This window comes from Pseudoclavibacter terrae, from assembly GCF_008831075.1.
Lineage (GTDB): Bacteria > Actinomycetota > Actinomycetes > Actinomycetales > Microbacteriaceae > Pseudoclavibacter > Pseudoclavibacter terrae.
In genome coordinates this window covers 467,609-482,786 of sequence record NZ_WBJX01000003.1, presented here as the reverse complement: position 1 = coordinate 482,786, position 15,178 = coordinate 467,609, and the positions used below count along the sequence as shown (strand labels likewise).

The 15,178-nt window shown below is 69.8% G+C and carries 16 protein-coding genes; 2 read left to right on the top strand and 14 right to left on the bottom strand.

Features of this window, described 5'->3' with window-relative positions; genetic code table 11:
- Nucleotides 1-23: 23 nt before the first annotated feature.
- Both F8O03_RS11740 and F8O03_RS11735 read right to left on the bottom strand, forming a co-directional pair.
- Nucleotides 24-524, bottom strand: coding sequence for an OCRE domain-containing protein (locus F8O03_RS11740; RefSeq protein ID WP_151423994.1), 501 nt, complete (start codon nucleotides 522-524; stop codon nucleotides 24-26).
- Nucleotides 521-1,252 carry an FHA domain-containing protein gene (locus F8O03_RS11735; RefSeq protein WP_151423993.1) on the bottom strand — a complete coding sequence of 244 codons (732 nt, stop codon included), beginning with the start codon at nucleotides 1,250-1,252 and terminating at the stop codon, nucleotides 521-523. Before F8O03_RS11735 ends, F8O03_RS11740 begins: the two co-directional genes overlap by 4 nt.
- Before the next feature lie 141 nt (nucleotides 1,253-1,393).
- Between F8O03_RS11735 and F8O03_RS11730 the strand changes: the two genes are divergently transcribed.
- Nucleotides 1,394-1,741, top strand: a complete 348-nt coding sequence (locus F8O03_RS11730; protein WP_104254576.1) for a hypothetical protein — start codon at nucleotides 1,394-1,396, stop codon at nucleotides 1,739-1,741.
- 39 nt (nucleotides 1,742-1,780) lie between these two features.
- On the top strand, nucleotides 1,781-2,089 hold the full coding sequence (locus tag F8O03_RS11725; protein WP_151423992.1) for a hypothetical protein: 309 nt from the start codon (nucleotides 1,781-1,783) through the stop codon (nucleotides 2,087-2,089).
- A 103-nt stretch (nucleotides 2,090-2,192) separates the two neighbouring features.
- Here the strand turns inward: F8O03_RS11725 and F8O03_RS11720 are convergent, their stop codons facing one another.
- The 12 genes from F8O03_RS11720 to F8O03_RS11665 form a co-directional block, all read right to left on the bottom strand.
- Nucleotides 2,193-2,588, bottom strand: coding sequence for a hypothetical protein (locus F8O03_RS11720; protein WP_151423991.1), 396 nt, complete (start codon nucleotides 2,586-2,588; stop codon nucleotides 2,193-2,195).
- Between the two features lie 45 nt (nucleotides 2,589-2,633).
- The gene (locus F8O03_RS18260) at nucleotides 2,634-3,320 is read right to left on the bottom strand and encodes a hypothetical protein (RefSeq protein WP_208851854.1); all 687 of its coding nucleotides are present in this window, start codon (nucleotides 3,318-3,320) and stop codon (nucleotides 2,634-2,636) included.
- 6 nt (nucleotides 3,321-3,326) lie between these two features.
- Nucleotides 3,327-5,849 (bottom strand): Tox-REase-5 domain-containing protein, encoded by a 2,523-nt coding sequence (locus F8O03_RS11710; protein ID WP_151423990.1) that lies wholly within the window; start codon nucleotides 5,847-5,849, stop codon nucleotides 3,327-3,329.
- A complete protein-coding gene (locus F8O03_RS11705) occupies nucleotides 5,846-6,214 on the bottom strand; it encodes a DUF6507 family protein (protein WP_104286865.1) in 369 nt (122 codons plus the stop codon). Before F8O03_RS11705 ends, F8O03_RS11710 begins: the two co-directional genes overlap by 4 nt.
- Before the next feature lies 1 nt (nucleotide 6,215).
- Complete coding sequence (locus F8O03_RS11700) at nucleotides 6,216-6,551, bottom strand: hypothetical protein (protein WP_151423989.1); 336 nt, start codon at nucleotides 6,549-6,551, stop codon at nucleotides 6,216-6,218.
- A 2-nt stretch (nucleotides 6,552-6,553) separates the two neighbouring features.
- Nucleotides 6,554-7,651, bottom strand: coding sequence for a DUF6177 family protein (locus F8O03_RS11695; RefSeq protein ID WP_151423988.1), 1,098 nt, complete (start codon nucleotides 7,649-7,651; stop codon nucleotides 6,554-6,556).
- A gap of 160 nt (nucleotides 7,652-7,811) precedes the next feature.
- Entirely contained in the window at nucleotides 7,812-8,861 is a 1,050-nt protein-coding gene (lplAB, locus tag F8O03_RS11690; protein WP_151423987.1) for a lipoate-protein ligase LplAB, read from the bottom strand.
- A 22-nt stretch (nucleotides 8,862-8,883) separates the two neighbouring features.
- Nucleotides 8,884-9,849, bottom strand: a complete 966-nt coding sequence (locus F8O03_RS11685; protein ID WP_151423986.1) for an alpha/beta fold hydrolase — start codon at nucleotides 9,847-9,849, stop codon at nucleotides 8,884-8,886.
- Between the two features lie 2 nt (nucleotides 9,850-9,851).
- Complete coding sequence (locus tag F8O03_RS11680) at nucleotides 9,852-10,700, bottom strand: transglutaminase family protein (RefSeq protein ID WP_104254567.1); 849 nt, start codon at nucleotides 10,698-10,700, stop codon at nucleotides 9,852-9,854.
- Nucleotides 10,697-11,638 (bottom strand): alpha-E domain-containing protein, encoded by a 942-nt coding sequence (locus F8O03_RS11675; protein ID WP_068478330.1) that lies wholly within the window; start codon nucleotides 11,636-11,638, stop codon nucleotides 10,697-10,699. The genes F8O03_RS11680 and F8O03_RS11675 overlap by 4 nt, the downstream gene beginning before the upstream one ends.
- Complete coding sequence (locus tag F8O03_RS11670) at nucleotides 11,632-13,422, bottom strand: circularly permuted type 2 ATP-grasp protein (RefSeq protein WP_151423985.1); 1,791 nt, start codon at nucleotides 13,420-13,422, stop codon at nucleotides 11,632-11,634. Before F8O03_RS11670 ends, F8O03_RS11675 begins: the two co-directional genes overlap by 7 nt.
- A gap of 121 nt (nucleotides 13,423-13,543) precedes the next feature.
- Nucleotides 13,544-14,959, bottom strand: coding sequence for an FAD-binding oxidoreductase (locus tag F8O03_RS11665; RefSeq protein WP_151423984.1), 1,416 nt, complete (start codon nucleotides 14,957-14,959; stop codon nucleotides 13,544-13,546).
- Nucleotides 14,960-15,178 lie beyond the last annotated feature (219 nt).

The window sequence follows — 15,178 nt, the reverse complement described above, 5'->3', positions numbered from 1 at the left end:
CCGAATGCCAGGGCTGGCGCTGCTCACTCGACCACCGTCAGCGTCTGCGGGTCGACCGTGATGCCGCTCGTCGGGTTGGTGTAGTACCCCGTAGCCGGGTCGATGTACCAGCCGATCCTCGTGTCGATGAGCTTGCCGGCCGGGTCCGTCGCGTAGCCGGTGGCCGGGTCGACGACGAACCCCGTACGCGGGTCGGTGTACTGGCCCGTCGCCTGGTCGAGCAGGAAGCCGGTCGCCTCGTCCTTCACGACCGTGCCACCCGGCTGCACGGGGTTCGCTGCGGCCGCCGCCTGGAACGCGGAGATCGCCTCCTGCTGCTTGCGGTCCTCGAGCAGGTTCACGACGAAGCTCGTGCCGAGGCATGCGCAGCAGATGACGGCGCCGAGGATCACCGAGCCGAGCAGACGACCCACGTTGGTGTTGACGGTGCGTCTCGTCGCCTGCGGTCCATGCGCGAGCGCGCCGAGCATCCGCTCGCGGTGCGCTCGCGTCGTGTCGATGAGCGTGCGGTCCGTCTCACTCACGCGGCCACCCCCGTTCCTGTCGCGCCGGGCCGGCCGAGGCGCACGCGCCTCGAACCGAGGGCAAGCACCGTTCCGAAGGGAACGGTGACGGCGGTCTCCGCCTGCAAGCGCTGCGGGTCGCCGCCCGCGAACGCCCACGTGCCGGCGACACTGCCGAGATCGGTGACGAGCACGCCCTCGAAGTTCGGCTCGAGGCGCACGTGCGTCGGGGCGAGGCTGCGCGAGAAGTCGGGCACGGCGACCGGCCGCTGGCTCCTCGACGAGACCTGCGGGGCGCGGCCGACGACGATCACGCCGCGGACGATGTGACGCGACCCGTCATCGAAGTGCAGTTCGAGGTCTGGACTCGAGAACCGCTGGGGCACGCGAGTGGGCGGGGCGAGCTCGATCACGGCCGGCACCAGCCGCAGCGGGTCACTCGCCTTCCGCACGTTCAGCGTCGCGCGTGCGCCCGTGAACGGATGCGCGGGCATGCCCGTCGAACGGGCGACGGTCCGGAGCCCCAGCAGCGCGTGGCCCGCGCTCGTGCCGAGCGCAGCGCGCATCCACCACCAGACCGCGAGCAGGACGAGCGCCACGAACCCCCCGACGAGCACCGCCAACGCGAGGCTGTGGCCCGCGGCGAGCAGCGAGAGGCCAGCAATCACCACGAGCGCGAGCGCCACGTCGAGCGCGATCGACCAGGCGAGCTGGGCGGTCGCCGCTGGGAGCTCGGCCGTTTTCCACACGAGTCGCAAGGCTAGTCGGCCAAACCTGACGCCGGGAGGGGAGAACTCCCCGGTAAAAAGTTGGACGACGGCGGGCATCCCGTGCTGGACTGGCGTCTCCGGATAAGAACGCGCGCCGATCGCGGTGCTGGAGAGGATGCCATGAAGTTCGCAATGGAAGACCAGACCCTGGTCACGCTCGGCAACAAGTCGCAGACCGAATCGGACGACCTCGGCGAGCTCGTGAAGCAGCTCTTCGACGCCGCCGAGCCGCTCTCCTCTACCTTCAACGGGCCCGCGAAGGCCAGCTTCAACAACTTCAAGTCGAAGACCGACGAGATCTCGAACGCCCTCAACTCGGCGCTCGTCGGCATCGTCACCTCCATCAGCGGCCAGAACAAGGCCTTCGTCGCCGCCGCCGACGACGGAGCCGCGACGCACGAGGCCGCGGCCGGATCGACCGACTTCAGCTCCGAGTCCTTCCTGACGCGCATCCGCCCGCAGGCCTAGCGCTCAGACACCGACGCGACGAGAACGAGGAGAACACGCATGTTCACGAACCAGATGGATCGCAACGACTACAACATCGGCTCGTCCGAGGCGACGCAGGCGAACTTCGAGCAGGTCGCCGCCCGACTCGAGTCGGCGCTCGACCGCCGCGACGCCGACGTCAAGTCGGCCATGGCCGACTACCAGGCCGACGGCGTCTCGGAGGAGTACGCGCACCTCGAGCAGCAGTGGAACTCAGCAGGCCAGCAGGTTCGCGACGTCATCGCCGCCATCCGCAACTCGCTTGTCGAGAACGACGACGTGGCCCGCCGCGCACTGTCCGCGGCACGCGCGTCGATCCCCGGCTAGGCACAGGCACGCGCATACGAGCGGCGGCGAGCATCCCGAAGCGGATGCTCGCCGCCGCTCGTTCGTGCTCGCCGGTCACGGGCCAGGCGGATGCCGGGTCAGCTCACTCGCCGACGACTGCAGGCGTGTAGCGGACGTCGATACCTGTGAGACCGGCGTCGACGAAGAGGCGGTTCACCGCGTCCCCGGTGGGGGCGTCTTCGAAATGCCACTCCACAATGGATTCAGGGGGCTTCACGCGCAACTGGGCCGCAGCGAGCCCCAAGACGCGTCGCCCCGTCTCCACAGCCTCTTCGGTGTCGGGCCACTGCCGCAGCTCCGGCACGCGATCGGCCGCGAACGCCTGCAGCAGGACCTCGTGACGCTCCGGACCTCGCAGCGTGCGACCATCGAACGGCACGAAGCCGCCATCGGTGAGCGGATCCGGGACGTTCCACTGCGGAATTCGGCCGTCCGCGGTCGGCAGCAGACCCGTGATCTGCGTGCGGTAGTCGCTCACTCGACTCCTTCTCTCATCTCGTCCAGGTCGCTGCCATCCGCAGCGTCAATGCGGCAGCACGTCGAGGCCGTTGCGCTCCCGGGTCTCCGCCATGGCGTCAACGACGCGCTGCGCATCCCAGTCATCCGGTGCCGAGAACAGCGTCCCGTCGCCGAGACGGGAGACGGCGACCCCCTCGGCCGCCTCGTCAGCCGCGCCGACCTCCGCTGCAAGCCACAGTCGGTTCGCGGGCGGGATCTTCCACCCTCCGCGCCGCGCGATCTTGAAGAGGTCCGGAATCGAGAGGTCGACCTGCAGCGGGGACCAGGCCTCGACCATCGCCTCGACCATCGCCCCGCCCTGCTCGCCGGAGACCGCGCCGGGCCCCGTCGGCGAGACGTGGAGCATCGAGGAATGCGACGGCAGCCGACGCCCCACCCGGTCGCTGCCGGCCTGGGTGTGCAGCCTCACGTGCACCGCGGCGTTCGAAGCGAACAGCGAGAACGAGTAGCCGTCGCCGAGCTGCGCCTGGCCTGAGCCGGAGTTCACGTGAGCCGCGACGACGGCCACCTTCTGCTCCTCGGTGCCCTCCCAGTCGCCACCGCCGACCACCTGCCACCCCGTCAGGCGCAACGACTCGCTCAAGCGCTGAACGAGCACATCGGTGCGCTGCGCGATCCACTCGGGTGAAGCTCCCAGCCGAGCCCACACGGCGCTCACTGCGAACTCTGAACCATCAAGCCAGGTCGTCATAGCCACTCATACCTTCGGGGTGTAGAACACGTGCACGTCGGAGAACTTCTTCGCGTCGACGATCGCCTGGATCGCTGCCGCACCGACCGGGTCGGACACGTGCCACTCTAGGACGGCGCCCTCCGGCATCGCGTCGAGCTGCCTCGTGATCTGGTCCTCGATGCTCTGGGCCATCTCCATCGCCTTGTGCGTGTACGGGGCGTTGCCCAGGATGCCGTAGCCGTCCTTCGCTTCAAGGAAGACCTCGACGGGCGGGTCGCCTCGCATCGTGTGCCCGTCGAACTTCACGGCGCCGCTGGGAGTGTCGCTCGGCACGACGTACTCAGGCTGGCGCCCGTCCGGGAGCACCTCGAGGCCGCTGATCTGCGCCTGGTAGTCGATGCCCTTCGGCGAGGTCGGCGTGACGTGGGCGTACCCCGCTTCACCAGACTTCGGGTCCCAGGTCGCTTCAGGAGTCGTCGGCGGGTGCCCACCAGGCAGGTGCGCGTCGCCGGACGAGTAGGACGAGCCGACCGCCGGATCGAAGTCCAGCGCCGCTGCCGGCGGGTTCGGCGCAAAGTACCCCTGGCCGGGGTTCCGAGCAACGAACGTGTCCGTCTCCGTGTCGTACTTGAGCTGCCAGCCCTGCTTCCCCGTCTCCGGATCCACTCGGAGGGGTTCACCCGTTCTCGGGTCCGTCGGCACGCCGTCGGCGTTCTTCGGCGCGTTGTCGTACGCGTTCTCGTAGTCGTCGGGGGTCGGCTTGCGGGGAGCGTCCTTCTGGTTGACGACGGAGTCGCCGTCCGGCTTGCCGCCTGTTCCCCCGCTGGCGTTGCCATCGACAGCGCCTCCGCCACCAGCAGGCCCGCCTGGAGAGGTTGGAGGCCCGGCCGGTGCAGCCGGCCCGGTCGGAGAGGTTGGAGGCGCGGCCGGTCCAGTAGGCCCGGTCGCCTCATCGGGCGTGCGAGGCGCGCCCGGCGCATCGGGCGCGCCCGGCGTACCGGAGGTGCCCTGCGCACCGGAGGTGCCCTGCGCACCCGACGTACTCGGCGCTTCTGGCGCGGTGATGGCAGGTCCGCCAGCCCCTGGAGTCCCAGCCCCTGGAGTCCCGGCTCCGGAGCTCCCAGCCCCTGGAGTCCCGGCTCCGGACGGCGCGGCTCCCGGCGCGCCAGACCCTGTCGGCACCCCCGGCGCTCCGCCCGCGGGAGCGGTCGGCACCGACCCGGGCGTCTCCAACCCGAACGCGTTCGAGACCGGCGGCACCCCGCCGGACGGCGAGAGCGCATCCACGACCCCGGTCGCGCCCACGTACGGCGTGATCTTCAGGCCGTCCGGCGAGAACTTGATGCCCTTGGTCGCGAGGCCGACCGCGAGCGAGCCGCCGGGAATCGCGAAGTCAGCGGCGGCCCCGCCGACACGCGTCACGATCGAGCCGACCTTGCCGGCCGTCGAGACGCCCTTCGCGACGTTCGCGCCTGGGATGAAGAAGGTGACGATGTTCGCGAGCGTCTCGGTGCCCGTCGCGACCGCGTCCTCCTCCCACGCGTGGAAGCCGTTCTCACCGGCGAGCGCGGCCTGGTGGTCGTAGCCGATGAGGCTGCCCCAGCCGGTCGCGGCGACGTTGACGCGGTCGTCGAACCACTGGTCAGCCTCAGAGCCGGGCGCGACGAGCTTCACGGCCCACGTTGTCGGGGACAGCACGACGGCCGTCGAGAGGGCGAAGTTGCCGAGCCCGCCCCACGCGGCCCCCGCATTGTCCCAGCCCCAGTCGCCGGTGACGGGGTCCCGGCCGATGAGCGACGCCGCGCCCGTCCACGTGCCGTGCCAGAAGTTGCCGGCCCCATGCGCGACCGACTCCGAGCAGTTGCGGTCCTCTTCCGACGGGTAGCCCCACGGCAGCTCCGTCGACGCCATGATCGCCTCGGCGGTGATGGCCTCGTCCTCGGTCACGTACTGCGCGGTGCTGAGCGTCTCGAGGCCAGCCGCGCACGTCGTCGCGGCCTGTGAGACGGTCTCGACGATCGCCGCGTACTCGGCGAGCAGCTCGGTGTTCTTCTCCTTCGCCGGGCCGTGCTCACCCCAAGGGATGTGCTCGGACTTCTTGTCCATATCGCTGAAGGAAGTGGTCATCCACTCCATCGACAGGCCGTGCGCATCCCACACCGTCACGTTGTAGCCGGCCAGCGCCTCCTGACGGAACGCCGCCGCGCGGTCCTCGAGGTCCTTGAGCGTCGGTTTCACCGCTTCCAGCGCCTCGGCGTAGGTGTTCAGGTAGCCGGCCGCACTGGAGAAGCTGGTCTCCACATCCGCGGCCGCGTTCGTCGCGGGCGTGATCGCTGCATAGACGGACTCCTGCTCGGGTGCCTGGTAGGAGGCGCCGATGCCAGACCACGTCGTGCTGATCGTCGACACCTTCTCGACGAGACCAGACCCCATGCCCTGGAGGGCCGTGGCCGATCCCTCGATCAGCGACGTGTCCAGATCGGCGCTCTTCAGGACGAACGCCGACGGGTCGATGAGACCGTCTCCCGTGCAGACTTCGATGGTCATGCGTCCCCCCGGTAGCCGTGCTGCTCGAAGAAGCTGAAGTCGCCGTCGGAGCCGTCCGCGATGGCGCCCTGGAACTCGAGGGCCATCTGCTCCTGCCCGTTGTTGTAGGCGTAGACGGCGTTGGCGACACCCGTGACACTCGCGTTGACGGTGTTGCCGACGGCCGTGACGTTCGACTGCTGCTCGGTGAGCAGGCCGGCGAGGGCCTCGGAGACGCCGACCGTGATGCCGCCGCCCCACGCGACGCCGGCCATCACGCCGTTCATGCCCGCTTCCGTGATGACGGTCGCGAGCTCGCCCTGCGTGGTCTGCACGCTCGTGAGCACCGTCTGCACCCCGGTGGGGTCGATCTTCCAATCCGACACGTCACACCCTCTCTGTCACGGTTCCGCCGACAGCGGCGGCGATCTGCTCGGCCAGGGCACGGCCACGCTGCGGCTCGCTCCTCGGCACGGTCATGTCTGTCCACAACCCGAACGCTGTGGGTGGATGCGCGATGGCGGCGACCGCGCTCGTCGGGTCGGCGATCGGCTGGCTCTCGAACACCGTCAGCAGGGACGCTCCCGCCGCGTCGACGGCGTGGCGCACGACGCCGTCTTCGAAGGAGACGAGCTGCCCCTCGGGGTGGGTTTCGGCGATGGCGCGCGCGATGGCCTCGTCGCTGGGTGCGACCTCGCTCAGCAGGACCAGTTCGATGGGCACGGTCAGCTCCTCCCGACGTGTGCGTCACCCGTGGCGAACTCCACGGCGAGGGCGGAGGCGAGACGCTCCTGGTCGAGGTCCGTCGCGAACGCGCGCAGCTGGTACCAGAGCGGGTCGTCGCCCGTGAGCCGGACGATGAGGGCCGGGGCACGGCGGAGTCCGACGGTGGTGACGTCGTGCTGCTCGGCGAGCGCGTCCACGTCGATCGCGAGGTCGCGCACCGCGCGTGCGCCGAGGAGCACGGCGAGCGGCTGCTCTGGGCGGCGCACGCCGGGCAGGCGACCGAACGACCCCTGGCGCTCTTCGACCTCGCCGCACGAGAGCAGGGCGACGTTGACGCGGCTCGTCTCGGCGAGCTCGCGCAGGGTGTCGATCACGCGCGGGTGTGCGGCGAGAGAACCGCGGGGATCGCGAGCCAGCGCCGCGAGCTCGGCGTCACGGACGGGGACGGTACCGCGCACGTGCTCGAGGATCCCCGACTTCGTCCGCGAGACCGCAAGGCTGACGGCCGAACCGTCGCCGCCCGCCGCGAAGTGGCGTTCGGTGACGGGCATCTGCCGGCGCATCGACTCGGTGACGGCGGCGTGCGACCAGCGCTGTGCGAGCGGCTCGACGAGACCCCAGCGCTCGAGGGCGCCCCCGCCCAGGCCCGCTACGAGGAGGTCGGCCGTGCCGCCGATGAGGGTGCGGTCATCGGCGCGGTCGCGCACGTACACATCGAAGACGAACGACGGCGTCGTGTGCTCGCGCAGGCGCGACAGCGAGGGATGCGCCTCGGACACCGCGTCGGACCTCGGCGCCCAGAAGTCGCCGAAGCTGCGGATGCGCGTTCCCCGGAACGCGTCGAACATCGCGCCGCCGTGCGACACGGCCCAGTACCCGCCTGCCGCCTGGAACGCATCCGCAACGAAACTTGAGACGTGCGCCTGATCTGTCGTGACCAGGATCGGGCGGAGGCGCGAGAACTGCGCGTCGATGAGGAACCGCTGCAGGGGCTTCGAAAGGGAGACCCGCTCGGCGGATGCCCAGTAGACGGTGTATCCGCCGCCCGCGCCATCAGGGCCGCGCTCGTCGGAGAGCGGGTCGATGAACGCGGTCACGAAGCCGCCTCCTGGGAGACGGGAGCAGGATTGCACATGTGCGGCACGGGGATCCTCCGGAGAATTCGCGGATGAATCGCCAGCGTAACCACGCATCCCGCGTCACGCGATGGGTACTTCTCCCCTCTTGCTGTGTCCCCCGGCCACGCGCATCCGCTGCCTATGGAACCCGGTGCGTCCATTCCCGCGACGCGAACTTCGACTGCGCCAGCTCGCGGGCCCTCGCCATCTCCTCGTCCGTCACCTCGCCTGGCGTCCCGCCGTAGTGCTCCACGAACGTCGCCTTGAAGTGGTCGATGATGGCCGAGCGCTCCATCCCCGTCTGCGACCGCAGGGGGCTCACGCGCTTGTTCGCGGACTGCGTGCCCTTGTCGCTCAGCTTCTCGCGGCCGATGCGCAGCACCTCCGTCATACGGTCGCCGTCGATGTCGTAGCTGAGCGTCGCGTGGTGCAGCACCGCGCCGGAGCCGAGGCGCTTCTGCGCGGCCCCGCCGATCTTGCCAGACGGGCTCGCGATGTCGTTGAGCGGCTCGTACCTGGCGTTGATGCCGAGGCCGTGCAGCGCATCCAGCACCCACGAGTCGAGGAACGCGTACGACTCCGCGAACGACATGCCGTGCACAAGATCGCTCGGCACGTACAGCGAGTACGTCACCACCGAGCCGGCCTCCATGAACATCGCGCCGCCACCCGTGATGCGCCGCACGAGCTGCACCCCGTACTTGTCGAGGTTCTCCTGGTCGACCTCGTTCTTCACCGACTGGAACGAGCCGAGCACGACGGCCGTCTCGTCCCACTCCCACAGGCGCAGCGTCGCGGGGCGTCGGCCCGCGCCGACCTCCTCGGTCAGCACCTGGTCGAGAGCGACATGCTCGCGAGGCGACAGGGGCCCCGGATGCAGGATCTGCCAGTCGTACGCGCGCCAGTCGCGGGCGCCGAGCACGGCCCGACGGACCACCACGCCGACGGCCTCAGGCGTGACGCCGAGCAGCTGCGCATCATCCCGAAGACCACCGCGCACCGCGGCCGTGATCTCCTCTGCGCTCGCGTCCGCAGGCAACCCGTTCAGCGCGCCGTTGATGTCATCCAGAGCCTCGTCCGGCTCGAGGAAGAAATCGCCCGCGAGGTGCGCGTCGACGATCCGACCGCCCTCCACCTCGAGGTCGACCGTGACGAGCTTCCCGCCAGGAACCTTGTACTCACCGTGCATGGAAGCACTCTACGGCGCTCCGCTACAAGAGCGGCGGGATGCGCGTATCCAGCCACGCGACGATGTCGGCGATGACCTCGTCGCGGTTCAGCTCGAAGAACAGCTCGTGCCGCGCCCCCTGGTAGATCTCGAGGGTCACGTCGCTCAGCTTCGAGCGCTTCCGATACAACCGCGCGAGGGCACGCGGCCCGCGCTCGCCGTAGCCGACCGAGTCCTCCGAGCCGGCCATGATGAGCACGGGAATGTCGTCGAGCTTCCCCGACGCCGCCCTGGGCGGGAGGTGCATCAGCTGCACCGCGCCCCGCACACCCCACACCGGCTGCTCGGAGATCCGGAAGCACAGGTCGTCGTCGGCGAACCTCCGACGTTGTTCGGGATCGCGAGACATCCACTGCAGACCGGATTCGTCTGGCTCGAACCGCTTGTTGAGGTTCCCCGGGTTCGTGTAACCGGGCATCGCGAGGGCGGTGCCCGTCAGGATGCACGCCGAGAAGAACGCAGAATCGCGGGCGAGGAGCTGCTGCGCGAGGAACGCCCCCCAGGAGTGTCCCTGCAAGATCAGGGGCAGCTTCGGGTAGCGGTCGCGCACCCACGCCGAGATGTCCTCGAGCGCCTCGAGCGCCGCCCGATTCTCGGTCGCCGGCAGCACGGAGAGCCCGTGCGAGCCGAGCCCGGTCTGCCCATGCCCGAGCTGGTCGTGCGCGACGACCGAGTACCCGGCCGCGACCAGTTCGCGCGCGTACGCGTCGTAGCGCTTCGCGTGCTCACCCGAGCCGTGCGACAGGTGGATCACACCCCGCGGCGACGCGCACGCCCACTCGTAGACGTGCACGTCCACGCCATGGCCGGTCGGGACCACGAACGCCGCAGGCGCACCGGTCGGGTCGGGATGCGGTCCCGCCGGACCGCGCGCATCCGCACGCCCCTGCGAGCCGCCATGCGAACCGCCGGCAGACCCGCCTTGCTGCCCGGAACCCGACCCCGGCACGGCTACGCCTCTCGAGTGATGTCGACCTTCACGAACAGCTGCGAGGAGAACGGGCCCGCGTACACGCCGCGCAGCGGAGGCACGTCGTTGTAGTCGCGGCCCCGGCCGACGAGCACGTGGCGCTCGCCGATCGGGATGTCGTTCGTCGGATCCCAGCCGCGCCACTCGCCGTCCCAGTACTCGATCCACGCGTGCGACTCGCCGCTCACGGTCTCACCGATCTCCGCGTTCGGGCGAGGGTGCAGGTAGCCCGACACGTAGATGGCAGGAATGCCGGCGGCGCGAAGCGCACCGAGCGCGATGTGGGAGATGTCCTGGCAGACGCCGCGCTTGTGCTCCCACGCCTCGGCGGCCGTCGTGCGGACGCCCGTCACGCCGCCCTCGTAGGCGACCGCCTCGTAGACGAGGTGCAGGATCTCCATCGCGGTCGATGCGGGCCCCGTGTTCGCGCCCTTCACCTCGGCCGCGAGCGCCTTCACATCCTCCGGCGGCATCGTGAGGCGCGTCTGCGCCGTCTGCTCGACGAGCTCCACGCTGCGGAGCCGCTCACGGGCAAGCTCATCCCAGCTCAGCGACAGCTGCCCGGCCTCGGGCCGCTGCCGCACCTCCACGAGGCTCGACGCCGTCAGCGACAGCTCGGAGTGCGGGTTCAGCACCTCGAACGCCGTCACCTTCGTCCCCCAGTAGTCGGAGTAGTTGTGCGTCGACGAATGCGGCGTGACATCGAGGTGCCCGAACAGCACGAACTGGCCGTTGTTCGCCATCGGCAGCATGCGGGCCTCGTTGTACGAGGTCGTGACGTCGCCCTCGTACCGGAAACCCGTGGAGTGGCGGATGCGGATGCGGCTCATGAGTTGTCTCCCACCCAGCTCGGGGCTGTGATCGACGGGAAGTAGCGCTGGCGGATCGCCTCGGAAGCCCGGGACACCGCATCCTGCACGCCATCCATGTAGCGGGGCAGGTCAGCGAGGGTGTCGTGGATGGGCCGGTACTCGAGGTCGGAGGAGATCTGGCCGAGCAGGCGCTGCGCCTGGTCGGTGACTCCCACGCGGCCGCCGCGCTCGTGGCGGGGCTGGATGTCGTAGAGGCAGGAGAGCGCCGTCGACACCGAGTACTGGATCGACCGCGGGAAGAGCCGGTCGAGGAGCAGGAACTCCGCCGCGTTCGCTGCGGACGGCATGCCGTGGTACGTGCGCAGGTACGACTCGTACGCGCCGCACGAGCGGAGGATCGTCGTCCAGGATGCGCCGGACGCCTCGGTGAGCGAGCGCGTCGCGAGGAGGCGTGCCGTCATGTCGGCGCGCTCGAGCGAGCGGCCGAGCATCATGAACTGGTACGCGTCGTCGCGGCTCGCCGCCGAGTTGACGACACCGACCGCGAGCGCCGACCGCTCGCGAACCCACGCGAACAGGTCGTGCACCTTCTCCTGGCGCACGCTGAACGGCATGCGCGAGTAGGTGGCGTTGAGGCACTCCCACAGCTCCGTCGACACGATCTCGCGAGCGCGGCGGGCGTTCTCGCGGGCCGCGTTCACCGAGTAGGCGATCGAAGCGGGCTGCGAGCGGTCGACGGCCATGAGGTTCAGCACGTCCGAGCGGGTCAGCTCGGCGTCCGGCTGCACATCCGCAGCGCCCATGACGCTCAGGAGCGAGCGGCAGGCCGTCGCCTCGTCAACCCACGGGTCTTCGAGCAGCAGCTGCAGGTGCACATCCAGGATGCGGGCGGTGCCGTCGGCCCGCTCCACATAGCGGCCGATCCAGAAGAGCGACTCGGCGATACGGCTCAGCATGCGTCCGTTCCCTTCTGGTTCGTGTCGGCTGCTCCAGCCGCAGCCGGCGCTGTACCGCGTGCCTGCTGCTGTTGCTGGATCTGCTCTGACTGAGCGTGCGAATGCGACTGGGCCTGCGAGGCCCGACCCTGCGTCTGCTGCTGCGTCTGCTGCTGGTCGCTGCGCTTCGGGGCATCCTGCGGCATGTGGTCCTGACGGTGCGGGATGACGCGCAGCACACCCGTCACGGGGTGCGGCGTCTCCGACACGTCGGCCTGGTCGTCGAGCAGTTCCTCGACGCCGTGCGGCACGGGCTTGGAGAAGCTGCGCTCGGCACCGACCACCCACGTGTCCTTCGACCCGCCGCCCTGGCTCGAGTTCACGACGAGCTGGCCCTCGGGCAGCGCGACGCGCGTGAGGCCGCCAGGCAGCACCCACACGTCGTGGCCGTCGTTGATGGCGAACGGACGCAGGTCGGCGTGACGCGGCCGCATCCCGTCGTCCACGAGCGTCGGGATCGTCGACAGCTGCACGACCGGCTGCGCGATCCAGCCGCGCGGGTCGGCGAGCAGCCGCACCCGCATCTCGTCCAGCTCCTGCTTGCTGGCGCTCGGGCCGATCATGAGGCCCTTGCCGCCGGAGCCGTCGACCGGCTTCACGACGAGCTCGTCGAGGCGGTCGAGCACCTCCTCGAGCGCGTCCGGCTCCTCCAGACGCCACGTGTCGACGTTCGGCAGGATCGCCTCTTCCGACAGGTAGTAGCGGATGAGGTCGGGCATGTACGTGTAGACGAGCTTGTCGTCGGCGACGCCGTTGCCGACGGCGTTCGCGATCGTCACGTTGCCGAGACGCGCCGCCATCATGAGGCCGGGCGAGCCGAGCATCGAGTCGCGGCGGAACTGCAGCGGGTCGAGGTAGTCGTCGTCGACGCGGCGGTAGATGACGTCCACGCGCTGGGGGCCAGCCGTCGTGCGCATCCACACCCGGCCGCCGGAGCAGAACAGGTCACGGCCCTCGACGAGCTCGACGCCCATGAGGCGCGCGAGCAGGGTGTGCTCGAAGTACGCCGAGTTGTAGACGCCTGGCGTGAGGACGACCACCGTCGGGTCCTCGATGCCGTCCGGCGCGGATGCACGAAGCGCGCCCAGCAGGCGGTTCGGGTAGTCGCCGACGGGGCGGACGCGCATGCGGGAGAAGAGCTCCGGCAGCGTCTGCGCCATGGCGCGGCGGTTGGAGATGACGTAGGAGACGCCCGACGGCACGCGCACGTTGTCTTCCAGCACGCGCATCTCGCCGTGCTCATCCCGGATCAGGTCGATGCCGGAGACGTGGATGCGCACCCCGTTCGCCGTGCGGATGCCCTTCGCGACCCGGTGGTAGTGCACCGAGGAGGCGATGAGGCTCGCCGGGATCACGCCGTCGGCGATGGCCCGCTGGTCGCCGTACACGTCGTCGAGAAACGCCTCGAGCGCGCGCACGCGCTGCTTGATGCCCGCTTCCGTCTTCTGCCACTCGGCGCGCTCGATGACGCGCGGGACCACGTCGAGCGGGAACGGACGCTCCTCGCCGGCGAAGTCGAACGTGACGCCCTGCGCGAGGTACGAGTCGGCGAGCGAATCGGAGCGGTGGCGGATCTGCTCCTGCGTCATCCCCGAGAGGACGTCGTAGAGATCTCGGTACGTGCGCCGCGGATCCAGCTCGCCCTCAGGCGCCTCCCCCATGAACATCTCGTCGAATGGCGGCGACAGCGCCGCTTGGGATTGCCTGGTCAGAGCCTGGCTGTAGCCGTCGAAGAGGTCACCCATGTCCCGAGACTAGTGGACGGAATGTGACGCCCTTGTTTCGCGGACGATCCTCCTGAACGGCACGCCCGACGTCCCGCAAAATTTCCCGTCAATTGGGAACGCGACCGAGCGGCGGCGCGGCCTACTCGGCGAAGACCTTGCCCGGGTTGAGCAGGCCCTGCGGGTCGAAGAGTCGCTTGATGCCGCGCTGCAGCTCGTACTGACGCTCGCCGAGCTCCTCACCCAGCCATTGGCGCTTGAGCAGGCCCACGCCGTGCTCGCCCGTGAGCGTGCCGCCGATCGAGATGGCGTACGTGAAGAGCTCATCAGCCGCATCCCACACCGCCCGCGGCACGACGGTCTCCGCGCGGTCGTAGATGAACGTCGGATGCAGGTTGCCGTCTCCGGCGTGCGCGACCGTGACGATCGTCGTGCCGGTGCGCGCCGCGACCTCGTCGATCTTCGCGAACATATCCGGCAGCCGGTCGCGGGGCACGGAGACGTCCTCGACCAGCACGTTCCCGAGCGCCTCCTTCGCCGCGTACGCCTGCCGCCGCACATCCACGAGCGTCAGCGCCGACTGCGGATCCGTGGTCATCTCGACCGTGCCGCCGTTCGCGCTCAGCACCTCGACGATGCCCTCGGCCTCGGCGACCGCGTTCGCGCCGTCGGTCTGGATCAGCAGATACGAGTCGCCGTGCGAGGCGAGGTCGACGCCCGTGTACGCGGAGACGGCGGCCAGCACGCCCTTGTCCATGAGCTCCATGATCGCCGGCTGGATGCCAGACGCGGTGACGGCGGCGGATGCACGGGCCGCCCGCCGCACATCCGTGAAGTACGCGCCGATGGTCGGCACGACCCCGGCCACGAGCGGACGCAGCTTGAGCGTGCACTCGACGATCACGCCGAGCGTGCCCTCCGAGCCGACCATGAGCGCGCACAGGTCGAGGCCAGTGACCCCCTTGACCGTGCGGTGGCCGACCTCGATGACCGAGCCGTCGATGAGCACGACCTTGAGCCCGAGCACCGCCTCGCGCGTCACCCCGTACTTCGCGCACAGCAGGCCACCGGCGTTCGTCGCGATGTTGCCACCCACCGTCGAGATGTGCTTGGAGGCCGGGTCGGGCGCCCACCAGAAGCCGTGCCCCTCGAGCTGCTCGTTGAGGGCGCCGTTCAGGATTCCCGGCTGCACGACCGCGAGCTGGTTCGCCGGGGAGATCTCGAGGACCCGGTTCATGCGCAGCGTCGACAGCACGATCTCACCCTCGCCGCCCGCGCCACCTCCCGCTAGGCCAGTGCCGGCTCCGCGCGTGACGATGGGGACGCCGAACTCGCTCGCGACGCGGCACACCACCTGCACATCCTCGACCGACTCCGCCTCGACCAGCACGAGCGGAACGCCGGCGGCGACCACACCGGAGCGATCGACGCGCAGCGGCTCAAGAGCCTCCGGGTCGGTGACCACCCTGCCAGGCAGCTCGCGGGACAATGCCTCCAAGGCTCGCGCGAGGTCAGGCGTTCGCGGGGAGTCGGGGGTTCCGGCGGCGTCGACAGTCATGCGCTCGATCGTAGGCGACCGGCCTCGGAGCACAGAGGACACCCGCATCCACTCGCTCAGCCCCCTGATGACCGAGGCCGCAGCACCCCTCCCCCGCGCGGTGCCGCCACGTGCGGGGATTCTCCGACGGTGATGGGTTCTGCGGACACGCGTGCTGGGTTTCTCTGACCGGTGACGGGTAAAAACCCATCAGCCTCGCAAGAAGTCCGCACGGTCGGT

Bases quoted from the DNA above. Each gene is read 5' to 3' on its own strand.
- F8O03_RS11730 (WP_104254576.1), top strand. From the start codon at position 1,394: ATGAAGTTCGCAATGGAAGACCAGACCCTGGTCACGCTCGGCAACAAG.
- F8O03_RS11725 (WP_151423992.1), top strand. From the start codon at position 1,781: ATGTTCACGAACCAGATGGATCGCAACGACTACAACATCGGCTCGTCC.
- F8O03_RS18260 (WP_208851854.1), bottom strand. From the start codon at position 3,320: ATGACGACCTGGCTTGATGGTTCAGAGTTCGCAGTGAGCGCCGTGTGG.
- F8O03_RS11710 (WP_151423990.1), bottom strand. From the start codon at position 5,849: ATGACCATCGAAGTCTGCACGGGAGACGGTCTCATCGACCCGTCGGCG.
- lplAB (WP_151423987.1), bottom strand. From the start codon at position 8,861: ATGCACGGTGAGTACAAGGTTCCTGGCGGGAAGCTCGTCACGGTCGAC.
- F8O03_RS11680 (WP_104254567.1), bottom strand. From the start codon at position 10,700: ATGAGCCGCATCCGCATCCGCCACTCCACGGGTTTCCGGTACGAGGGC.
- F8O03_RS11675 (WP_068478330.1), bottom strand. From the start codon at position 11,638: ATGCTGAGCCGTATCGCCGAGTCGCTCTTCTGGATCGGCCGCTATGTG.
- F8O03_RS11670 (WP_151423985.1), bottom strand. From the start codon at position 13,422: ATGGGTGACCTCTTCGACGGCTACAGCCAGGCTCTGACCAGGCAATCC.
- F8O03_RS11665 (WP_151423984.1), bottom strand. From the start codon at position 14,959: ATGACTGTCGACGCCGCCGGAACCCCCGACTCCCCGCGAACGCCTGAC.